The sequence below is a fragment of the Thalassolituus sp. UBA3500 genome (assembly GCF_002377545.1).
Lineage (GTDB): Bacteria > Pseudomonadota > Gammaproteobacteria > Pseudomonadales > Oceanobacteraceae > Thalassolituus.
In genome coordinates, this window is the sequence record NZ_DFQB01000058.1 from 81295 (window position 1) to 102509 (window position 21215).

General features: G+C 52.5%; 20 protein-coding genes. 14 read left to right on the forward strand and 6 right to left on the reverse strand.

From position 1 onward, the window contains the following. Window positions 1–55 precede the first annotated feature (55 nt). From B2R29_RS14170 to B2R29_RS14215, 10 genes are all read left to right on the forward strand, one after another. Window positions 56–2467, forward strand: a complete 2412-nt coding sequence (locus tag B2R29_RS14170) for an LPS-assembly protein LptD (protein ID WP_301181665.1) — start codon at window positions 56–58, stop codon at window positions 2465–2467. Continuing rightward, on the forward strand, window positions 2433–3737 hold the full coding sequence (locus B2R29_RS14175) for a peptidylprolyl isomerase (protein ID WP_301181666.1): 1305 nt from the start codon (window positions 2433–2435) through the stop codon (window positions 3735–3737). Before B2R29_RS14170 ends, B2R29_RS14175 begins: the two co-directional genes overlap by 35 nt. Continuing rightward, window positions 3734–4726, forward strand: a complete 993-nt coding sequence (gene pdxA / locus B2R29_RS14180; protein WP_301181667.1) for a 4-hydroxythreonine-4-phosphate dehydrogenase PdxA — start codon at window positions 3734–3736, stop codon at window positions 4724–4726. Before B2R29_RS14175 ends, pdxA begins: the two co-directional genes overlap by 4 nt. Continuing rightward, on the forward strand, window positions 4723–5553 hold the full coding sequence (rsmA, locus tag B2R29_RS14185) for a 16S rRNA (adenine(1518)-N(6)/adenine(1519)-N(6))-dimethyltransferase RsmA (RefSeq protein WP_301181668.1): 831 nt from the start codon (window positions 4723–4725) through the stop codon (window positions 5551–5553). The genes pdxA and rsmA overlap by 4 nt, the downstream gene beginning before the upstream one ends. Beyond that, window positions 5543–5920: a Co2+/Mg2+ efflux protein ApaG gene (gene apaG, locus B2R29_RS14190; protein WP_301181669.1), complete on the forward strand. Its 378-nt coding sequence runs from the start codon at window positions 5543–5545 to the stop codon at window positions 5918–5920. The genes rsmA and apaG overlap by 11 nt, the downstream gene beginning before the upstream one ends. Continuing rightward, window positions 5920–6735, forward strand: a complete 816-nt coding sequence (locus tag B2R29_RS14195) for a symmetrical bis(5'-nucleosyl)-tetraphosphatase (RefSeq protein ID WP_301181670.1) — start codon at window positions 5920–5922, stop codon at window positions 6733–6735. Before apaG ends, B2R29_RS14195 begins: the two co-directional genes overlap by 1 nt. An 11-nt stretch (window positions 6736–6746) precedes the next feature. Next, complete coding sequence (gene glpE / locus B2R29_RS14200) at window positions 6747–7064, forward strand: thiosulfate sulfurtransferase GlpE (protein WP_301181671.1); 318 nt, start codon at window positions 6747–6749, stop codon at window positions 7062–7064. Between the two features lie 312 nt (window positions 7065–7376). Beyond that, the gene (locus B2R29_RS14205; RefSeq protein ID WP_301181672.1) at window positions 7377–9299 is read left to right on the forward strand and encodes a PrkA family serine protein kinase; all 1923 of its coding nucleotides are present in this window, start codon (window positions 7377–7379) and stop codon (window positions 9297–9299) included. 47 nt (window positions 9300–9346) lie between these two features. Continuing rightward, the gene (locus tag B2R29_RS14210) at window positions 9347–10621 is read left to right on the forward strand and encodes a YeaH/YhbH family protein (RefSeq protein WP_301181673.1); all 1275 of its coding nucleotides are present in this window, start codon (window positions 9347–9349) and stop codon (window positions 10619–10621) included. Beyond that, window positions 10618–12123 carry a SpoVR family protein gene (locus tag B2R29_RS14215; protein WP_301181674.1) on the forward strand — a complete coding sequence of 502 codons (1506 nt, stop codon included), beginning with the start codon at window positions 10618–10620 and terminating at the stop codon, window positions 12121–12123. The genes B2R29_RS14210 and B2R29_RS14215 overlap by 4 nt, the downstream gene beginning before the upstream one ends. Window positions 12124–12236: 113 nt before the next feature. Here B2R29_RS14215 and B2R29_RS14220 read toward each other — a convergent pair whose 3' ends face one another. From B2R29_RS14220 to B2R29_RS14230, 3 genes are all read right to left on the reverse strand, one after another. Then, window positions 12237–13424, reverse strand: a complete 1188-nt coding sequence (locus B2R29_RS14220; RefSeq protein ID WP_301181675.1) for a flagellar assembly protein FlgT — start codon at window positions 13422–13424, stop codon at window positions 12237–12239. Between the two features lie 11 nt (window positions 13425–13435). Continuing rightward, window positions 13436–14041 carry an LPP20 family lipoprotein gene (locus tag B2R29_RS14225; protein ID WP_301181676.1) on the reverse strand — a complete coding sequence of 202 codons (606 nt, stop codon included), beginning with the start codon at window positions 14039–14041 and terminating at the stop codon, window positions 13436–13438. 88 nt (window positions 14042–14129) lie between these two features. Beyond that, the gene (locus B2R29_RS14230; RefSeq protein WP_301181677.1) at window positions 14130–15074 is read right to left on the reverse strand and encodes a DMT family transporter; all 945 of its coding nucleotides are present in this window, start codon (window positions 15072–15074) and stop codon (window positions 14130–14132) included. Between the two features lie 366 nt (window positions 15075–15440). On the opposite strand from B2R29_RS14230, the gene traF reads away from it, so the two are divergent. Then, window positions 15441–17054 carry a conjugal transfer protein TraF gene (gene traF / locus B2R29_RS14235; protein ID WP_301181678.1) on the forward strand — a complete coding sequence of 538 codons (1614 nt, stop codon included), beginning with the start codon at window positions 15441–15443 and terminating at the stop codon, window positions 17052–17054. 69 nt (window positions 17055–17123) lie between these two features. After that, window positions 17124–18353 carry a multifunctional CCA addition/repair protein gene (locus B2R29_RS14240; RefSeq protein WP_301181679.1) on the forward strand — a complete coding sequence of 410 codons (1230 nt, stop codon included), beginning with the start codon at window positions 17124–17126 and terminating at the stop codon, window positions 18351–18353. Here the strand turns inward: B2R29_RS14240 and folK are convergent. The 3 genes from folK to tsaD are packed head-to-tail and all read right to left on the reverse strand — an operon-like array spanning window position 18322 to window position 20250. Further along, window positions 18322–18849, reverse strand: a complete 528-nt coding sequence (gene folK, locus B2R29_RS14245) for a 2-amino-4-hydroxy-6-hydroxymethyldihydropteridine diphosphokinase (protein WP_301181680.1) — start codon at window positions 18847–18849, stop codon at window positions 18322–18324. The two genes, B2R29_RS14240 and folK, sit on opposite strands and share 32 nt — an antisense overlap. Continuing rightward, on the reverse strand, window positions 18849–19202 hold the full coding sequence (gene folB / locus B2R29_RS14250) for a dihydroneopterin aldolase (RefSeq protein WP_301181681.1): 354 nt from the start codon (window positions 19200–19202) through the stop codon (window positions 18849–18851). Before folB ends, folK begins: the two co-directional genes overlap by 1 nt. Before the next feature lie 10 nt (window positions 19203–19212). After that, window positions 19213–20250 carry a tRNA (adenosine(37)-N6)-threonylcarbamoyltransferase complex transferase subunit TsaD gene (gene tsaD, locus B2R29_RS14255; RefSeq protein WP_301181682.1) on the reverse strand — a complete coding sequence of 346 codons (1038 nt, stop codon included), beginning with the start codon at window positions 20248–20250 and terminating at the stop codon, window positions 19213–19215. A gap of 231 nt (window positions 20251–20481) precedes the next feature. Here tsaD and rpsU point away from each other — a divergent pair, with 231 nt between their 5' ends. Together rpsU and B2R29_RS14265 are read left to right on the forward strand one after the other, a co-directional pair. Then, window positions 20482–20697, forward strand: a complete 216-nt coding sequence (gene rpsU, locus B2R29_RS14260) for a 30S ribosomal protein S21 (protein ID WP_068441605.1) — start codon at window positions 20482–20484, stop codon at window positions 20695–20697. Window positions 20698–20726: 29 nt separating this feature from the next. After that, complete coding sequence (locus B2R29_RS14265) at window positions 20727–21167, forward strand: GatB/YqeY domain-containing protein (RefSeq protein ID WP_301181683.1); 441 nt, start codon at window positions 20727–20729, stop codon at window positions 21165–21167. Window positions 21168–21215: the final 48 nt, after the last annotated feature.

Sequence of the window (21215 nt, forward strand, 5' to 3'; positions counted from 1 at the left end):
TGATAAGCCGCTAAAGATAACACACTTCATTCCGGAATCGCGCCTGCTGCCCTACATGACTGACCTGAACCGAACATCTCAGTATCTGCGCCTGTTACTGCCAGCGCTTACCTTCGGCCTGAGCCAACACGTCTCTGCCGAATCAACGGCGCAATTCAACTATGAAGCGTTGGGCTGGACACCAAGATCCGCTCTGCCGGCAGAGCAGGCAGACGCTCTTCCAGAGTTCTGCACCGGCGCCTACATCGTCAAGACACCCGCCGCTCTCGATACAGACCGGATTGAAGCCGAAGCCGACCAGGGCACACTCACCCGAGCGGGCGACATAGAACTCAGCGGTGACGTTGTGTTTCAGCGCCGCGATCAGCTCCTTAAGGCCGATTATGCGCATTGGTTCCCAGAGAAGCAGATGGCTAATTTCGAGGGTAATGTCTCCGTTACTTCGCCAGGCATGACACTGGGGGGTGAGAGTGCACGCATTGACGACGCCAAAGGTGAAATCGAACTGAACCGCAGCGCCTGGGTTATTGCAGAACGCCATTTACGGGGTACGGCTGAGACGCTGGGCTCTCCTGAAGATCAGGTCCTGGAAATGCAGAGCGCCACACTCACCTTCTGCGAGCCGGGCCATAATGACTGGGATATCGCAGCCAGTGAACTGCGACTTGATCAGAACGAAGGTTTTGGCACAGCGTGGCATACGCGCCTCAGAGTCGCTGAAGTACCAATCCTGTACATACCGTATTACCGCTTCCCGATCGATGACCGACGCTTGACCGGTTTCCTCGACCCATCGCTGTCGGTGAATGGAATGGGTCAGGCGGAAGATATTCAGATTCCATTTTATCTGAATATTGCGCCCAATCTGGACGCAACGATTACCGCGCACCACGTGCTGGATCATGGTTTGTTGTGGGAAAACCAGCTTCGTCACAAGACTGCGCTGCTCGGCGATGGTGAACTGAACTACGGCATCCTGTCAGACGACGAAGAAACCGGCGAAGAGCGCTCCCTCGTGAATTACTCACAAACAGGGCGTTGGGGAAATCACTGGAGCCATGAATTCCTGTATAACAATGTCAGTGACGAAGACTACTTCTCAGATATGAATCCGAGTGCCTCTGTGTACCGGGCTTCCCACCTGCCGAGAAGGGGTCTGGTTCGCTACGATACAACACCGGTAAAAGCGACCTTTCTCGCCGAGAGCTTCCAGACCACGGACGAAGATATATCGCTCAGCAACCGTCCCTATCGTCGTCTGCCTCAGGTCGGCCTGACACTGACGCCGGGCCTCGAATCTGGCTGGACCATTAAACAGACCGTGCAGGCGACCCGGTTCAATCGCGAAAGCTCTGCCGTGATCGATGGTAATCAGCAAACACTGAGTGGTCGTGCCGCGCTCAATGGTGATCGTTTCCTGTCGGACACACAAATCGCCTACCCAATGACACAACCGTACGGTTTCTTCACTCCGGCGCTGGGCTACCGCTATCGCAGCTACCGGCTATACGATGCTGAGCCGACCGACGATGATGAGAGCCCCGCATTCGGAGCACCGCGTCTGACCCTCGACGGCGGATTGTTTTTTGAACGCGAAACCAGCGCTTTCAGCACGAGCTATGTGCAGACACTGGAACCTCGCGTGCTCTACGCCTACAGCCCATACCGAAGTGGTCAGGAAGATATTCCTGCGTTTGATACAAAGGCCACCAGCGTCACCTACTCAAGCTTATTCAATGGTGATCGCTTTACAGGCGGCGACCGCTTAGCGGATCTGAATCAGATCAGTACCGGTGTCACCACACGCTATATCCGCGACGACGGCCTTGAACAATTCCGGGCTGGCGTTGGCCAGATCTGGTATTTCCGGGATCGTGAAGTGAACATCAACGAAACCCAAAGCGACTACCTCGAACGCCATACATCAAGCACTCTGGGCGAAGCTGAATGGAACCCAAGCAGTGACTGGACAGTCTTCTCTTTTCTTGAGTGGGATTCGCACCAGGACTATTTCCGTCAGCAACGTTATGGAACTCGTTTCCGTGACGAGGCTAATCATATGTTGAGCGTCAGCAACACGCGTACCGAGAGCCGCGACCCTGACACCGAAACTAGCTACAATACGCACCAGCTTGATGCCAGTGCCTTCTGGTCTCTGAATGATCGCTGGGCCGTATTTGCAAGGCAGCTGCGTGATCTGAAACACTATGAGACTAATGAACCCCGCCCGGAAGATCCCGTACTGGAATCGCTGGCTGGGTTTGAATACCAGAATTGCTGCTGGCGAGCGCAATTCACCTATCGGGAAAGCTCCCCACGTAGCTCGGGCGAGTTCACAACCGACAAACGTTACGGCTTTATGCTGAGCATTCAGCTAAAAGGTCTGACCACACTGGGCAGCGGCACCGACAGCCTCTTGTCTGAAAGCATTTATGGATACTCAAGACGCCAATACCATGACTATTAAGCACCTGATTTTTACTCTTCTGGCAATGACTGTCAGCGCCGTACTCCATGCAGCCCCCCAGATGATTGATCGCGTGGTTGCCGTTGTTGATGACGACATCATCATGGAAAGCGAACTGGAACAGCGCATCAAGACAGTGGGCGTACAGAATAACCAGAATGAATTGCCAGAGGCCGGCACGCTCCGTGAGCAGGTTCTTGAGCGTATGATCACAGAGAGCGTGCAACTGCAAATGGCAGACCGCGCAGGTATCCGCATCAGTGAATCCCAACTGGATGATGCCATGGGTCGAATTGCAGCCCAGAACGGCATGAGTCTGGCTGAGTTTCAACAGGCCATGGCCAGCGAAGGCGTTTCTTTTGCCTACGCCCGTGAACAGATCCGCAATGAAATGCGCATCAGCCGGGTTCAGCAATATCAGGTCGGTGAGCGTATTCAGATCACAGATCAGGACATTGATTATTTTCTGGCGTCAGATATCGGACGTATTGCCTCTGCAGCGGAATACAAACTTCGTCATATTCTGATTTCCGTTCGCTCAGGCGCCGCGCCTCAAGAGTACAAAGAAGCCGAAGCTAAAGCCGATACGCTGGTTGCTGAACTCCGCAATGGTGCCGACTTCGCCAAAACTGCGATGGCCGAATCCCAGGGCCGGACAGCACTGAACGGTGGCGATATGGGCTGGCGTAAAGATGCTCAGCTGCCATCTATTTTCGCGGATATTGCTCCGAAGATGAGCGTAGGCGACGTTTCCGAGCCGATCCGTACCGCCAGTGGCTTCCACATTATTAAGCTTGAAGACAAGCGCGGAGGTAACTCTCAACTTATTCAGCAGGCTGAAGTTCGGCATATTCTGATCACTCCCAACGAAGTCCGTGATCAAGATCAGGCCCGTGAGCTGATCAACCAGATCTACGAACGCCTGAAAGCCGGTGCAGATTTTGCCGAGCTGGCACGTGAATACAGCGATGACCCGGGCAGTGGCGCCAGCGGCGGTGACCTTGGTTGGGTCTCGCCGGGCGATATGGTGCCGGAGTTTGAGCAAGCCATGGACGCCACACCGACGGGTGAGTTAAGTACACCTGTACGCAGTCAGTTTGGCTGGCACGTCCTTCAGGTGACCGACCGTCGCGAGGCTGACATCGGTGAAGAGGTGCAACGTAATCAGGTCAGACAGATGCTTTACGGACGTCGTTTCGAAGAAGAACTCCCGATCTGGCTGCGTAAAATACGCTCTGAAGCCTACGTCGATATCAAGGAGCAGCCGTGAGCCTGCGTCTTGCTGTCACCGCAGGAGAACCCGCCGGCATTGGGCCAGATCTTTGTGTACAGATCGCCCAGTCTGAACTGCCAACCGACATTGTGGTTATTACTGACCCGGCGGTTCTGAACGATCGGGCAGCGTCGCTGGGTCTGCCCTTGACGCTTCATACCTTCGGTGATGCCGGAGCGTTATCAGGCAATGGTCACCTGACCGTTTTCCCGGTGACTGTGAATGCTCCCGTCAGCGCAGGCGTTCTCAACAAAGAGAACGGCGCTTTCGTGATAGAAACTCTGCGCATCGCGGCTGAGGGATGTGTTGATGGTCGTTGGGACGGCATAGTTACGGCCCCGGTTCACAAAGGGGTCATTAACGAATCCGGCATGCTTTTCAGTGGTCATACTGAGTATTTCCGTGATTACTGTGGCGTTGAAGAAGTCGTTATGATGCTTGCCACCGAAGATCTCAGAGTTGCACTGGTTACTACGCACCTTCCATTAAAAGACGTTGCAGACGCCTGTACGGGCGATCGCATTCAACGCGTCAGCCGGATACTGCACAACGACCTGCGCCAGTATTTTGGTGTCGCATCACCGCACATTCTTGTTGCTGGACTGAACCCACACGCGGGGGAAGACGGCCACCTTGGGCGCGAAGAGATTGATACCATTATTCCAGCGCTGGATACGCTACGCGCTGAAGGACTGAACCTGACAGGCCCTTTGCCGGCAGATACTCTGTTTACCCCAAAATATCTCGCCAATGCCGACGCGGCACTGGCGATGTATCACGATCAGGGGCTGCCGGTTCTGAAGTTTCACGGCTTTGGTCGGGCAGCCAATATTACCCTGGGCCTGCCCATCATCCGCACCTCCGTCGATCACGGCACCGCATTAGACCTTGCTGGCACTGGCAAGGCTGATAGCGGCAGTCTGTACACTGCTATTCGGGTTGCCACACACATGGCAGCCAACCGCAGAAAGGATATAAATCAATGAGTAAACACACACCCAAAGCTCATGGCCACAAGGCTCGTAAGCGCTTTGGCCAGAACTTTCTGCATGACCAACACGTAATCGGGAAAATCGTCAAAGCGATCAGCCCGAAAACAACCGACTGTCTGGTCGAAATCGGCCCCGGTATGGGGGCAATTACTGAACCTTTGCTCGAAGCCTCTGGTAAGTTGGATGTGGTTGAGCTGGACCGGGATCTGATTCCGATTCTGCGCACTAAGTTTTTTAATTATCCCGACTTTCGCATTCACGAAGGCGATGCACTTAAATTCGACTTCAATACGATCCTTGAGCCGGGCCAGCGCCTGCGTATTGTCGGCAACCTGCCGTACAACATTTCAACGCCACTGATCTTCCACTTTCTGAGCCACCACAAGATGGTTCAGGACATGCATTTTATGCTGCAGAAGGAAGTCGTTGAACGCCTCGGGGCCGTCCCCGGCACAGGTGACTACGGTCGTCTGAGTATCATGGCGCAGTACTACTGCAAGGTAGAACCTCTGTTTATCGTCGGGCCCGGCGCATTTAATCCGCCGCCCAAAGTAGAGTCCGCCATTGTGCGCATGGAACCCTACGAAGAATTACCCTTCCCTGCCAAAGACCATAAGGTACTTGAACGCGTGGTGCGTGAAGCCTTCAGTATGCGCCGAAAAACTGTCCGCAATACATTGAAAAACCTGATCGATAGCGCCACCCTTGAAAGTATTGGTATCGATACTGGCCTGCGACCGGAGAATCTGACGCTGGAGCAATACGTCACCATTGCAGATAAGGTTGCAGAGCTACTGAAGGAGTCATCAGATGAAGCTTGAAGACACCGTCAATGTTGAGGTGGAAACAGAGTACCTTGAAGAGCAGTCATTGCCCGAAGATGATCGCTTCGTCTTTGCCTATCACATTCGCATCACCAACCGCGGCGACCAGGGGGCAACACTGCGCACGCGCCATTGGTTTATTGCTGACGGCAATGCCGACGTCCAGGAAGTCAAAGGCGAAGGCGTGATTGGTGAGCAACCGACCATTGAGCCCGGAGAGACCTATCGTTATTCATCAGGATCTGTCCTTCAGACCCGGGTTGGCAGCATGCGTGGCTACTACGTTATGGAAGCCGACGACGGCACCCTGTTTCACGCAAACATTCCTGTATTCACACTGGCTTTACCCAACGCACTGAACTGATGGCTACCTACGCAATAGGCGACTTACAGGGCTGCTTCGAGCCACTACAGCGCTTACTCAGTGAGATCCGCTTCGATCGCAATAGCGACCACCTGTGGTTCGCAGGCGATCTGGTAAACCGCGGCCCGGAGTCGCTTGAATGCCTGCGCTTTATTCAACAACTGGGCCACAGAGCCACCGTTGTACTCGGCAATCACGACTTACACATGCTGGCCTGCTACTACAGTGATCGCAAAACCAAAGGTGGCGATACACTAAAACACGTATTCGAGGCCCCCGATGCTGGTTATCTGATGGACTGGCTACGGCACCAGCCTCTGGTTCACTACGATGCTGCGCGCAATTGGTGCATGACGCACGCCGGCCTGCCACCCATGTGGTCAGCACGCAAAGCGCGGCGCCTGTCACAGGAAGTTGAGTACATACTTCAGAACGACTGCAAAACCTTCTTTCAAGGCATGTACGGCAATCAGCCCGACCTGTGGGACAAAAACCTGACAGGCATTGACAGAATGCGCCTGATCGTCAATTACTTAACACGCATGCGCTTTGTCGATAAGGATGGTCGCCTCGACCTGAAAACTAAAGAAGGGGCGGGAAGCTCTCCTCACGGGTTCCTGCCCTGGTTCCAGCATCCGCACCGCGAGTCCGAAGATACACGGCTTCTGTTCGGGCATTGGGCAGCACTTGAAGGGAATGCCAACGTGCGCAACGTCTGGGCTCTCGACACCGGTTGTGTCTGGGGAGGAGCCCTGACAGCATTGCGTCTTGATGATCAAAAACGATTCAGCGTGCCTGCACAAGCTGACAGCTAAGAGAGACCTCTATGACCTTTGAACGAATCAATATCGCAGAAGCCAAATCGCTACTTGATGAAGCTGATGTCCGGGTAGCCGACATCCGCGATGCCCAGAGTTTCAACGAGAATCATATTAAGGGTGCGGTGAACGTCGATAATGACAATCTGCCTGAATTTATGCAAAACACCCCGAAAGACGCGCCGCTGATTGTGTGCTGCTACCACGGCAACTCCAGTCAGGGAGCGGCACAGTTTTTTGCCGCTCAGGGCTACTCCCGCGTGTTCAGTCTTGATGGTGGTTTCGAGATGTGGAAACTGGCCGTTCCCGAATTATGCGCTCACTGAGCGCATTCTCTTTTTCCTTACTTACCGCTCTCCCCCTCTTCCAGCGACTTGCAAAAGCCGTAGACCGTTTTCAAAAGCTTGTGCATTTTTATCTGGCTTTTCTGTCAAATCGTGTCTTTGATCACATTGGTCAGCTAATAATGCTGCATGCCGGCACAAGCTGTGCATACTGAATATACGACGTCAAAGAAATATAAATTCTCTGGCCAACAACAATGAATAAGGGACATACTGGTCCCAGACATACCAATATTTTTACAGGGTTTTATGTAACGGAAACATTTATTCGGACAGACCGATAAGGGGTGAACCATGAGCGTATTCAGTCGTTTCCAGGAGCGCTATCGCGACACGCAGGAAGAGGTAATGAGCCTTCAGGACTACCTTGAACTGTGCAAACAGGATCCCACCGTTTATGCCTCAGCGGCAGAACGAATGTTAATGGCTATTGGTGAGCCAGAAATCATCGACACCTCCCGGGATCTTCGTCTGAGCCGGATTTTTTCCAACAAAGTCATTAAACGCTATCCTGCTTTCTCTGAGTTTTACGGCATGGAAGACGCCGTCGAAAACATCGTCTCCTATTTCCGCCATGCTGCGCAGGGGCTCGAAGAGCGTAAACAGATTCTGTATCTCCTCGGCCCGGTAGGTGGTGGTAAGTCATCACTCGCAGAACGTCTGAAAGAACTCATCCAACGCATTCCTTTCTACGCGATTAAGGGATCACCCGTATTTGAGTCCCCAATGGGGCTGTTTGACCCCAATGAAGATGGAGCGATTCTCGAAGAAGACTACGGAATCCCACGGCGCTATTTAGGCAAGGTCATGTCGCCATGGGCAGTAAAACGTCTGCATGAAATGGGCGGCGACATCAGTAAGTTTGAAGTCGTCAAACTTTATCCATCCATTCTTGATCAGACGGGTGTTGCTAAAACCGAACCCGGTGACGAGAACAACCAGGACATTTCTTCGCTGGTCGGCAAAGTCGATATCCGCAAGCTGGAAGATTACGCTCAGGATGACCCTGACGCCTATTCATACTCAGGTGCATTGTGCCGGGCCAACCAGGGCTTGATGGAGTTCGTCGAAATGTTCAAGGCGCCTATCAAGGTGCTGCATCCATTACTGACAGCGACTCAGGAAGGTAACTACAACGGCACAGAAGGCATGGGCGCGATTCCTTTCGAGGGCGTCATTCTTGCGCACTCGAACGAATCTGAGTGGCAGGCGTTCCGAAACAATAAGAACAATGAGGCCTTCCTCGATCGTGTCTATATTGTGAAGGTTCCCTACTGTCTGCGCGTTGACGAAGAAATAAACATCTACAAGAAACTGCTGGAGCACTCCTCGCTGGCGGAGTCGCCATGTGCGCCAGATACCCTGTCGATGTTGGCTCAGTTCACTGTGCTTTCACGCTTAAAAGTCCCCGAGAATTCCAGCGTTTACTCGAAGATGCGGATCTATAACGGCGAAAACCTGAAAGACACCGACCCAAAAGCTAAGTCGATTCAAGAGTACAAAGATGGCGCGGGCGTCGATGAGGGTATGAGCGGTATATCCACCCGTTTTGCGTTCAAAATTCTGTCTAAGGTATTTAACTTCGACTCTACGGAAGTTGCCGCAAACCCCGTACATCTTATGTACGTTCTGGAGCAGGCCATAGAGCAGGAGCAGTTCCCTGAAGAAACGCAGAACCGTTACCTGAACTACCTCAAAGAATATCTCGCTACCGAGTACGTCAATTTCATCGGCAAAGAAATCCAGACAGCCTATCTGGAATCGTACGCGGAGTATGGACAGAACATATTCGACCGCTATGTGACCTATGCCGATTTCTGGATTCAGGATCAGGAATACCGCGATCCGGAAACAGGCGAAATGCTCGATCGCGTTTCGATCAATGAAGAGCTCGAAAAAATCGAAAAATCCGCTGGCATCAGTAACCCGAAAGATTTCCGCAATGAAATCGTTAACTTCGTACTGCGTGCCCGTGCCAACAATAATGGTAATAACCCCAGCTGGCAGTCCTACGAGAAGATGCGCTCAGTTATCGAGAAGAAAATGTTCTCGAATACTGAAGATCTTCTGCCGGTCATATCCTTCTCAGCAAAATCTTCGAACGAAGATCAGAAGAAGCACGACGACTTCGTCGCACGTATGACCGAGCGCGGCTACACCGAGAAACAGGTTCGCCTGCTCTCTGAGTGGTATCTGCGCGTTCGTAAGTCACAGTAATTGTCTGCGGGCATCTGTTCACTGGGTGCCCGCTGAGAGAGGGTTGAATGTCATATATTATTGACCGACGCTTGAACGGAAAAAATAAAAGTATGGTCAACCGCCAGCGTTTCCTACGACGCTATCGCGGCCATATCAAAGACGCAGTACAGGATGCTGTAAACCGCCGCTCCATCACCGATATGGACCGCGGAGAGCAGATCAGCATCCCTACAAAAAACACCCACGAACCTCGAATTGGCCACGGTCAGGGCGGCCGGCAACACCGTGTATATCCGGGTAATAAAGAATTCAATACCGGTGATGAGCTGGAGAAGCCTCAAGGTGGAGGCGGCGGTCAGGGTAGCGGTCAGGCCAGCAACCAAGGAGAAGGCGAAGAAGACTTTACCTTTGCCATAACCCGCGAAGAATTCCTCAATTATCTGTTTGATGATCTCGCTTTGCCAAACATGGTCAAGCAGTCTTTAGCGCGAACCAAGAACTTCAAAACCCGTCGCGCTGGCTTTGTCTCTGAAGGCACCCCAAACAACCTCTCAGTGATAAAATCCATGCGCAACGCCCACGCCCGCCGCATCGGGATGGGCGCAGGTAAACGTCGTAAGTTAAAAGAGCTTTACGCAGCGTTGGCTGACGCAGAGAGTCGCGGCGATCCTGTTGCGGCTAATACATTGAAAACAGACATCGCAGACCTTGAGCGTCGCCTCAAGAAAATTCCTTTCCTGGACGATATCGACCTGCGCTACCGCAATCAGGTGAAAGTGCCCATGCCCACCAGCAAGGCCGTCATGTTTTGTCTGATGGATGTTTCCGGATCGATGACGCAAGACGTCAAAGACATGGCTAAGCGTTTTTATCTGCTGCTGTACCTCTTTCTGGAGCGCAATTACGAGCAGATTGAAATCGTATTTATTCGCCACCACACCAGTGCCAAAGAAGTGACCGAGGAAGAGTTTTTCTACTCACGGGAAACCGGCGGTACCATCGTCTCGAGTGCACTGAAACTGATGAACGAAATTGTGCAGTCACGCTACGACGAGAACGAATGGAATATCTACGCAGCCCAGGCATCTGATGGTGATAACTGGGACGACGACTCCCCTCAATGCGCTGAGATTCTGCGCAACGAACTGCTGCCGGTAGTTCAGTACTTTTCTTACATTGAGATTACGCCACACAATCACCAGGCACTGTGGGAAGCGTACCAGCAGGTAGGCAGTGAGTTTAAAAGCAGCTTCGCTATGGCGCAGATCCGGGGGCCGGAAGATATATTCCCGGTATTCCGTGAACTGTTCTCGAAAGAGCAGTATGAGGAGGCGATATGAGCAACTACATTTCCACCGATTCGGACTGGACCTTTGCTCTTCTGGAGGAGTACGACAGTGAAATAGCACGCGTCGCAGCCCACTATCGTCTTGATACCTACCCCAACCAGATCGAAGTTATCAGTGCTGAACAGATGATGGATGCATACTCATCCGTCGGTATGCCAATTGGCTACAATCACTGGTCATACGGCAAACAATTTCTAGCGACCCAGAAAGGCTATCAGCGCGGCCAGATGGGGCTGGCGTACGAGATTGTGATTAATTCGAATCCTTGTATTGCCTACCTGATGGAAGAAAACACACTGCCGATGCAGGCGCTGGTGATAGCGCACGCCTGCTACGGACATAATTCATTCTTCAAAAACAATTACTTGTTCCGCACCTGGACTGACGCCAGCTCTATCATTGATTATCTGGTATTCGCAAAAAACTATGTTCGCAAGTGCGAAGAGCGCTATGGTCAGGACGAGGTTGAACAGGTTCTGGATGCCTGCCACGCCCTCCAGAACTACGGCGTTGACCGCTACCGCAGACCAAAGCCGATCTCTGCAGCCGAAGAACGGATGCGACAGGAAGAACGTGAAGAAATCCGTCAGCAGCAGCTAAACGACCTGTGGCGAACATTACCTACCAAAAAGCAGAATGGCGATGCAGCCCAGAAGAAACGAAAATTTCCTTCAGAACCGCAAGAAAACATTCTGTACTTTATCGAAAAAAATGCGCCTTTATTACAGCCATGGCAGCGTGAGCTGGTTCGCATTGTCCGTAAAATATCTCAGTACTTCTATCCCCAACGCCAGACTCAGGTAATGAATGAAGGCTGGGCAACCTTCTGGCACTACACGCTGCTGAACCATCTTTACGACGAGGGGAAAGTTAACGATGGTTTTATGATGGAGTTTCTGACTTCACACACCAACGTGGTCTATCAGCCAGGATTTGACTCGCCCTATTTCAACGGTATTAACCCTTATGCACTGGGATTTAATATGTTCCAGGACATCAAGCGTATTTGCGAAGATCCTACCGATGAAGATCGTGAATGGTTCCCGGATATTGCCGGTAAAGACTGGCTTGATACATTGCACTTTGCGATGCGCGACTTTAAAGATGAGAGTTTTATTCAGCAATTCCTGTCACCTAAGCTGATGAGGGAGTTTCACTTATTCTCTATTTATGATGATGAAGCAGCCGACCATTATCGGGTTGATGCTATTCATAACGACAATGGCTTCCGCCGTATCCGGGAAACACTCGCCCGCCAGTACGATCTTTCGGTACGCGAACCGAATATCCAGATTACAAATGTTGATGTTGAAGGTGATCGCTCAGTTACCCTCCGGCACACACAACAGGATGGAATGCCTCTCGCGGGAGATACATACGAAGTCCTGAAACACATTCATTTACTGTGGGGCTTTGATGTTCATCTTGAAAGTTGGGATGGCGATAAGATGCTGAAACGGATGAGCTGCCCGTCGATATCAGTAGAACTTTGACTTAGCGCTTTGATTACGCGCTTTACTTCATTGTGCCGACTCGTCAGCCGATCATGTGAACGGGGAACGTATGAGGTAGCGGCTGTTGTTTACTCAACAGCCGAGATCATCACCTACCAGGCAATCACCATATCATCACGCTGAATCGCTAAACGTTCTGCGGGGCTACCCAGCTCTGCAATGACAAACTGTGGTTGCACCTGCTTCACAACCGCCTCGGCCGCCATGTCGGTCAACTCAGTGCGAGGCTCCAGGTCCAGGTTATACAGCGTGCCAGTACGATATACTTTCAGCGTATCTCCAGGCCGAAGACCCGCAGCGGCGCTTGCCTCTATGTGCAAACGGTTTCCACGGGCCCTGACGATGCGGGCCATAAAAGGCTGACAACGTAGCATCTCATCGACATCGCCAGCAGCCCGTTTCAGAATATCTGCGACTTCGTTACCGTAAGAGGTCGCCCAGAACTGCGGCGTAGCAAAACCCGTTTTTTCATTTCTTGGCGCTTCCCACTGCCCCTCTGTGCGGTAAGAGCGCTGAAACAGCATGGCACCACTAAGGCCATCATGCACAAAGACATCCATCACGAAATCACGCGTCGGCGCTGAAGAGAACCCCATCAGTCGACTGGCAAATCCGGTTTTCTGTGGCGTGTGCAATGCCAGGTCGCGTACGACACCCGACACGACATACTGAGCACCCAGTTGCGTCGCCAGAGCAACGGATGTAGTCAGCCGCTGTTGAGCGGTCTCCGCCGATGGTGCGCGGCGGGGATCTTGATAAAGGCTGATCCGGGTTGCGTCGAGCGCATGTACTCCGCCCCCTGAATTAAGTTCAGCAGCGAGCCAGCGCGGTAAGCCCTGCTCAATGTTTTCTAATCGGCCCAACGTAGCCTGCTGCGGCTGTGCCAGTCCAAAACCGGCCACAGCCACGGCTTTGCGATAGCTCTGAACCGATGCTGGGCATAAAGCCGCCTCATCGACATCAGCACGAATTGTCACTTCGTACATACCGTTGACTGTATCTTCACGCAGAATCTCAACATCGCTGACCTGCGACCGGGTTGATACACGCACGGTATCGGTACTGACGACGCCTTTCTCCATCAACTGCATGCCGCTGATCTGTGCACCTGCCTGTAAGCTGGCCTGATGCAGCGCATCTTCCATTGCCTGTTCACGAGCATAAGACAGCGCGCCTTCAACCGGGGCACGCCCAGTCACCTGCACAACTTCTGCCTGCGCCTGGACGAACGGCAGAATCAGCAAACCAACGAACAACGAAGATAAACGAAAGCGTCTCATAGCAAAGTCCCTTACTCGATAAAGTAGAAGCCGCTCTCGGGCACTGAAGCTTCGCCCTGAACACGGTTACGCTGGCTAGCGGCAAACTGCTGAGCGTTGCGCCCACCCAGTGGCACCCGGCAATCCACATTGAAACGCTGGTTATCCATCGTCTGCAGACAGTTACGGAAGCCCTGATCAATGATCATCTCCAGAACGGTTTCTGCACTGCCGTCCGGCATCAGATCAGTTGAGACAACGCGTGCACCATGCATATAAGTCTCGACATAGCTGCGGAACCGGTCGTTCTGTACGACCATATCGCGCACGGTAGTGCTGCCCTGAACCGAAGTTCCGTATACCCGTTCCGCCATGGCCCTGTAAGCATCCATTTTGGATGCACGAATGGCCATCAGACGCTTCTGAACCGACGACTGCTTAGCGCCATCATCAACCGCACCATAACCCACAACACGAAGCACCATAGGTGCAACAGGGTCTATTTCCTGCTCAACAGGCTTAAAGAATTGCTCAGGTGGTGCACTGGCATTGCCCTGATCCAGAACAGGTCCGGCGCAGGCGGTTAACAATCCTACAGAAAGCACCAGGGCGCCTGCGGTTACACATTTCAGCTTCATATCTGACTCCATACCAGCAGTGGATGGCACTTCGACCACCCCTGACTTGTTTTGCTATAAGACGGCTATCGGCCGATATGAAGAAAAGTTAAGACGATTGACGCTCACTTTTTTGTACTGACTTTGTAACCGCAGGATAACGACCAGCCACAAGAGTTCTTAACCAACGATCAGGAGAGCGGTGCCATTGATAAACGGCTAACGATGCGAGGAGAATCCCAGCCCCGGCAAAACTCTCCCACTGCAGGCGTTCATCACGTAACAAGTAGCCCCAGAAAATTGCGAGAGCGGGAGCAACCAGAGTGATCAGCGTCACTCTGGAAGTCGGTAACTGGCGCAAAATATAAAAATAGAGAACAAAGGCCAGCAACGAACCACAGGTAATCAGGTAACCCAGCGCGGCAAAGGACACCACGTCTTTTTCTTGCGGAATATGCACCCCAAAGAAAGGCACAGTAAGAAGATACAGTATTCCTGAAACCCAGAGTGTGCCGCTGGTCTGGACCATAGGGTGGATGCCGGCTCCGACCTGTTTGACCCAAACCGCACTGCCTGCAAAACACAGGACCGAGACGACACTACCTACAATTCCGCGCCACGCCAGACCATCAACTGAAATGCGTGCGGATACCACCAGAGCAAGCCCGGCCAACGCCATCACCAGCGCAAATGACCGCACAGGAGTCAACTCCCGCTCGCGCAGAACCACGTATGCCAACGCACCAGACAGCATGGGGGAGAGCCCATAAATCACCGAAATCAAACCGGATGGAATATGCGCCGCGCCCCAGTACACCGACATCATCGCGCCATAGATACCAAGACTGCCGCCAAGGTAACTCAAAATAGCCTGCTTACTGAAAACGAGGCGCTGGCGCATCAACCAGACCAATGGTAAGGACAACAAAGCGCTGATCCACATACGAAGACTGACGGCCGTAAAAAAGTCGAGCCCGTTCTGACTGAATTGAATTGCCACGGGCGTGGTGGACCAGATCAGTACCACCAGAAGATACGCCACTATAATTTTCATACATCACCTGTGCTTGCCGGGCTCTCCCTTGAGCCCTGTGTATGTTTTGGCAACACAGCGACCAGAAACAAAAAAGGCCGCATAACGTGCGGCCTTTTGAGAATAATCCGTTATCAGTTAACTATTCCCCGGCCTCACTACTCGCACAATGGCGACACAACGCGCACGCACGACCATTCGCAGCGCTACTGGCGCCGCGAACATCTTCGCTGAGAAATGTGTCAATTGTGAAAACACGAGAGTTATTCCGAAAAATAATTAGCTGTTACGAAAGATTACGCACGACTTTTACGATTCGCAACCGATTTCTGAAATTGCATCTAGTATTAATTGCATCCGTACTCACGTATTCCTGAGGATGCCCACATGTTAAAACGCTCTCTTCTTGGCAGTGCCGTATTGCTGGCCAGCAGCTACGCCACAGCCACCCCTTTTATGCCGATGGATGCTCGTGGTCTGGCCATGGGTAATACCGGTGTTGCCAGTGCCAAGCTCGCACACGCCCCGGCTTATAACCCTTCACTGTTGTCACAGGCAGAAAGCAGCGATGATTTCGCGCTGCTCTTCCCGCAAATTGGGGTGAACGTGGCGGATGAAGCAGGCCTCGAAGATGAAGCCTCACGACTGGACGATGACATTATTCCGCGAATTGATGCTGCCTTCGAAGAGCGCGGTGCCGGCGATCCGGTGAACTTTAATAAAGCCGTTGAAAATATGACTGCCGCAGCTGAACAGCTGGGTGTTCAGATTGATTCAATGGATGATGTCGACGGCCGTACCAACGCTGAAAAAGCAGCCGACCTGCGCACCGACAACCAGGCGTTTGGTGATAGCATCGCAGCAACAAACACCGAACTTCAGGAAGTTGAATCTGCCACTGACGACATGATCGATAGCTTACGTACTATCTCCGGCGACCCTCTACGCGGACGCCTGGGTATTGGTGGCGCGGTCGCTATTCCGGGTAAAAAACTGGCAGCTGCCGTCAGCTTTAAAGCTGATGTAAACGCCTCTGCCCGTATTCTGTTCAGTGGCAACGACGCGAACCTGCTAGGCGCCTATGTGCCTGCTGCATCCGGCTATCTCGATGCTTCAAATGGTATTACTGACAGTGTGGATAGCCTGGCCGACGAGGTAGAAAGCGGCACAGCAACAACTGCAGATCTGAATAACACCAAGAGCGCCGTGGATGAAGTAAATACCTATACCTCCGACCCGGTACAAACCGCTGGCGGTAACATCAGCATCTTCGATAACGGTGAGATTTCGAATGCGGCATCCGACCCATCGTTTGACTCTCAATATGAAATCGTCGCCATTGGGATCGCCGAAGTGGGCCTGAGCCTGTCGCGTGAGTTTGTGATCGCCGACAAGCCTGTTGCCATTGGTATTACACCTAAGCTTCAGCAAGTGGCGACTTACCACTACGTTGGCCAGGTCGATGAAGAAGACAACGCACCGGACGTTGAACTGGAAGACTCTGAGCGCACCTCCAACCACATCAATCTGGATATCGGTACGTCTTTCTACGTTGATCCACAGGAGCGACTGCGTGTCGGTATCGTTATTCAGGATCTGATCAGTAAAGACTTTGAATACGCTGAGGTTGCAGTCGATGGCGATGCTGACGGTGAAGTAGCGGCTGGCGGTAAAGTAAGCCTGAAACCGAAACTGCGCGCCGGTGTTGCCTATACCCGTGACTGGTACAACCTGGCGGCAGACCTCGACCTGACAGAAAACGAAGCTCTGGCATTTGAAGATCCAACCCAGTACCTGTCAGTGGGCGGCGAAGTAGATCTGGCAGGCTGGGCTCAGCTGCGCGCCGGTTTACGCACAAACCTCGCCGGTGAAAGTAACGTCGTGTCGCTGGGTGCCGGTGTATCACCGTTTGGTATTCACTTTGACCTTGCCGCCATGATGGATGTATCTGACCCTGAAAAAGAACTGGGTCTGGCTCTGGAAACTGGCTTCTACTTCTAACACCAGCGACATCCCGGTACACTCAAAGGCCATCATATTCGATGGCCTTTTTTATTTTCTGAGTACGTTATGCAGACCTATCTTGTCGGCGGTGCAGTCCGCGATCATCTTCTCAATCGCCCGGTAAAAGACAATGACTGGGTGGTGGTGGGTGCCACTCCAGAAGAGATGATCAGTAAAGGTTACGAACAGGTTGGTGCCGATTTTCCGGTATTTCTGCATCCTGATACGAAAGAAGAATACGCACTCGCACGTACGGAAAGAAAAAGCGGAAAAGGTTATCAGGGGTTCGTCTGTGACTTCTCATCAGCAGTGACTCTGGAAGAAGATTTACTGCGCCGTGACCTGACCATCAATGCCATGGCCCAAAACAGCGACGGCAAAATCATCGACCCTTATAACGGCGCGACAGACCTACAGAATCGGATACTGCGTCATGTTTCGCCTGCCTTTCAGGAAGATCCTTTACGAGTCTTGCGTGTCGCACGCTTTGCGGCTCGCTTTGCTGGTCTGGGCTTTCGCATTGCTGACGAAACCATGACTCTGATGAAGCAGATGGTCGAAGACAACGAACTTGATCATCTGGTCGCTGAGCGGGTCTGGACAGAAACTCAGAGATCACTGGGTGAAAACAGCCCTGATACCTATTTTCGTGTACTCCGCGAATGCGGGGCACTCAAGGTTTGGTTTGGCGAGCTCGACGCTCTGTTCGGAGTGCCTCAGCCAGAAAAGTACCACCCTGAAATAGATACCGGCGAGCATGCTCTGCTCTGCCTGCAAGCAGCGCAAAAACTCAGTGACTCTACCGCTGTGCGCTGGGCTGCTCTAATTCATGACCTGGGAAAAGGCCGCACACCAGAAAGTGAATGGCCACGCCACTTTGGTCATGAGAAAAAAGGTCTGTCTCCGGTAAAACAACTCTGCAATCGTTTAAAAGCACCGAATGACGCTAAAACACTGGCGCTGCTGAGTAGCGAATTTCATACTCATGTTCATCGCGCACTTGAGTTGCGACCAGAAACTCTGCTGAAATTATTCGATCAGGTAGATGCCTGGCGTCGGCCGGAACGATTTGAAGATTTTCTGCTGGTTTGTGTTGCGGATGCTCGGGGCAGAACCGGGCTGGAAGAATGCGACTATCCGCAGGCAGAATACTGCCGCAATGCATTGCAAGAAGCTCTTACAATCACTGCGCAGGATATTATTGCAACGGGCGTTCAGGGGGCGGAAATTCGCACGGCTCTGACCAATGCCCGAGCCGCACATCTTAAGAAATGGAAGTCGACTCAGTCGATTTAACGCTAACTAACGTCGCGCCCGCAATCTCGACTTTTTCCAGTGCCTGATCACTCACATGTGGCCAGTAATCTTTTAGCGGTGTCTTATTTTTAGGGCAAATTCCAGCTGGCCATAAATCCAATAACGGGCGTAATACAAACGCGTAACGCCAGACATCGATGCGCGGCAGCGATATTCCATCGACATCACCACTTAATTCATCGACGACAAGAATATCGATATCCAGAGCGCGATCTGAATATTTTTTGGCACCCGGCTCACGGCCAAATTCGGTCTCAATAGCTTTTAACCGGGTATTTAATTCCGCCACGGTACAATCAGTGTGAGCTTCAACCACCAGGTTGATAAAGGCCGGGCCACTGAAGCCCACTGCCTCAGAGCGATAACAGGGAGAAATCGCGACAATATCTACATCGTGCGCCAAACGCTTAAGACCCAAAGGAATATTCTGCTCGGGTGAAAGGTTGGCGCCAACGCCTAAAAATACATGCGCCATCAGCTGATACCACGCTCAATCATCAGCCCGACAGCACGTGCCTGCGGCACCACCGCGGGTTTCTCAACACGAATACTTAACCACGACATACCGAACTCCTGCAGCAAGCCATCGGCCAGGCGCTCCAACAGCGACTCCAGTAACTGAAAGTGCTGTTCACGCACGAAGCGCTCAATATATTCAGTCACCGCCTGATAATCGAGCGCATGCATTAAATCGTCAGTCTGTGCCGCGACACGGATATCCCACGCCATCTCCAGATCAAACACCAGCGGCTGACGTACCTGCTTTTCCCAGTCGTAGACCCCGATGACTGCATCCACTTTTAATTCGCTGATAAAGACCTTATCCATACTCAGCTCCTTAATTACCTGACGCCAGAGGCTTCAGTTCGGTCATTGGCCAGCGCGGCACACACGACACGGCGATATCGGATACTTCGCCCGCTTTCAGACGCTGAGCTCCGGCGTAGGCAATCATGGCACCGTTGTCTGTACAAAGCGCCGGACGCGGATAGTACACACGCCCTTTAAGCTGCTCAGCGGTCTCCTTTAACTGCTCTCGCAACATACGGTTCGCCCCCACACCGCCAGCGATAATCAGGCGATTCACACCCGTCTGTTTCATTGCGCGCTTACACTTGATGGCCAGCGTATCAACCACGGCAGCCTGAAAGCCCGCGGAGATATCTTTTTTATCCTGCTCAGCAAGAACGCCGTCTACGGCACAATTAAGAATAGTCGTGCGGGTAAATGTCTTCAGACCACTGAAGCTGAAATCCAGACCGGGACGGTCTGTCATCGGACGAGGGAAACTGAAGCGGGCTGCATCACCTTCATCAGCCAGCTTACTCAGGGCCGGACCACCCGGATACGACAGCCCCATCATCTTAGCGGCCTTATCAAAGGCTTCACCAGCCGCGTCATCGAGCGACTCGCCAAGCAGCTCGTATTCACCAATGCCTTCTACTTTAACCAACTGTGTGTGGCCGCCAGACACCAGCAGAGCGATAAAGGGAAACTCGGGTACATCATCCTCTAGCATAGGGGCAAGCAGGTGCCCTTCCATGTGATGAACACCCACGGCCGGGATACCCAGAGACCACGCCAGAGAACGCCCAAGACAGGCACCGACGAGTAGCGCGCCTACAAGGCCGGGGCCGCTGGTGTAAGCTATACCTTCCAGATCCTGCAGGGTATGCCCAGCCTCTTCCATAACCTCACGTATCAGTGGCAGACCTTTTCTTACGTGGTCGCGGGAGGCTAACTCAGGAACAACACCACCGTACTCAGCATGAACGGCAATCTGCGAATACACTCTGTGCGCCAACAGCCCGCGCTCGGTGTCATACAACGCGACCCCAGTCTCATCACAGGAGGTTTCTAACCCCAATACCAGCATAACTAACCTCTGTTCCGCTCTCTGTAAGCACAGGCTAACCGCCTGTTCCGACCCTAAACCGCGCATGATACTGCTAGCTAACGGCACACGCCACTCGCACACCACAACACGGCTACCAGATGCATTAAAAACCCCTTTGCATTCCGCGGGCAAAGTCTATAGAATGCCCGCCCTCTGACTGGGACTACTGTGTCCCCACTATACCGAATTGACAAACATGTAGGTGATTGGATGCCAGCTGTAAAAGTTAAAGAAAACGAACCGTTTGACGTTGCACTGCGTCGCTTCAAGCGTTCATGCGAAAAAGCAGGCGTACTGTCTGAAGTACGTCGTCGCGAGCACTACGAGAAGCCAACCTGGGTTCGTAAGCGTAAAGCCGCTGCTGCTGTTAAGCGCCACCTGAAGAAGGTTCAGCGCGAACAGCGTAAGATGACTCGCCTGTACTGATACACGCGACATCTGTTGAGGACTGACACATGAGCCTGACCGCAACCGTTAAAGATGCTGTAAAAGCAGCAATGCGTGCCAAAGAAAAAGAGCGCCTTAGCGCACTTCGTCTGATCACTGCAGAATTTAAAAAGGTTGAAGTCGACGAGCGTATCGAAGTTGATGACGCACGAGCTCTACAGATTCTCGACAAAATGTGTAAGCAACGCCGCGACAGCATCAAGCAGTATTCCGATGCTGGCCGTGACGAGCTGGCCGCTGTTGAACAGGCAGAAATCGATGTTATCAGCGAATTTCTGCCAGAAGCGATCAGTGATGAAGAGCTGTCCCAGATGGTCTCAGATGCAATTGCACAGTCCGGTGCTGCAGGCATGCAGGACATGGGGAAAGTGATGGGCATCCTCAAACCCAAAGTGCAGGGCCGTGCCGACATGGGCCAGGTCAGCCAGATGGTGAAGTCCCAGCTCTGATTCATCGCACACGCGTTGATACAGCTAAGCGCCAATAGCTCATGCTAC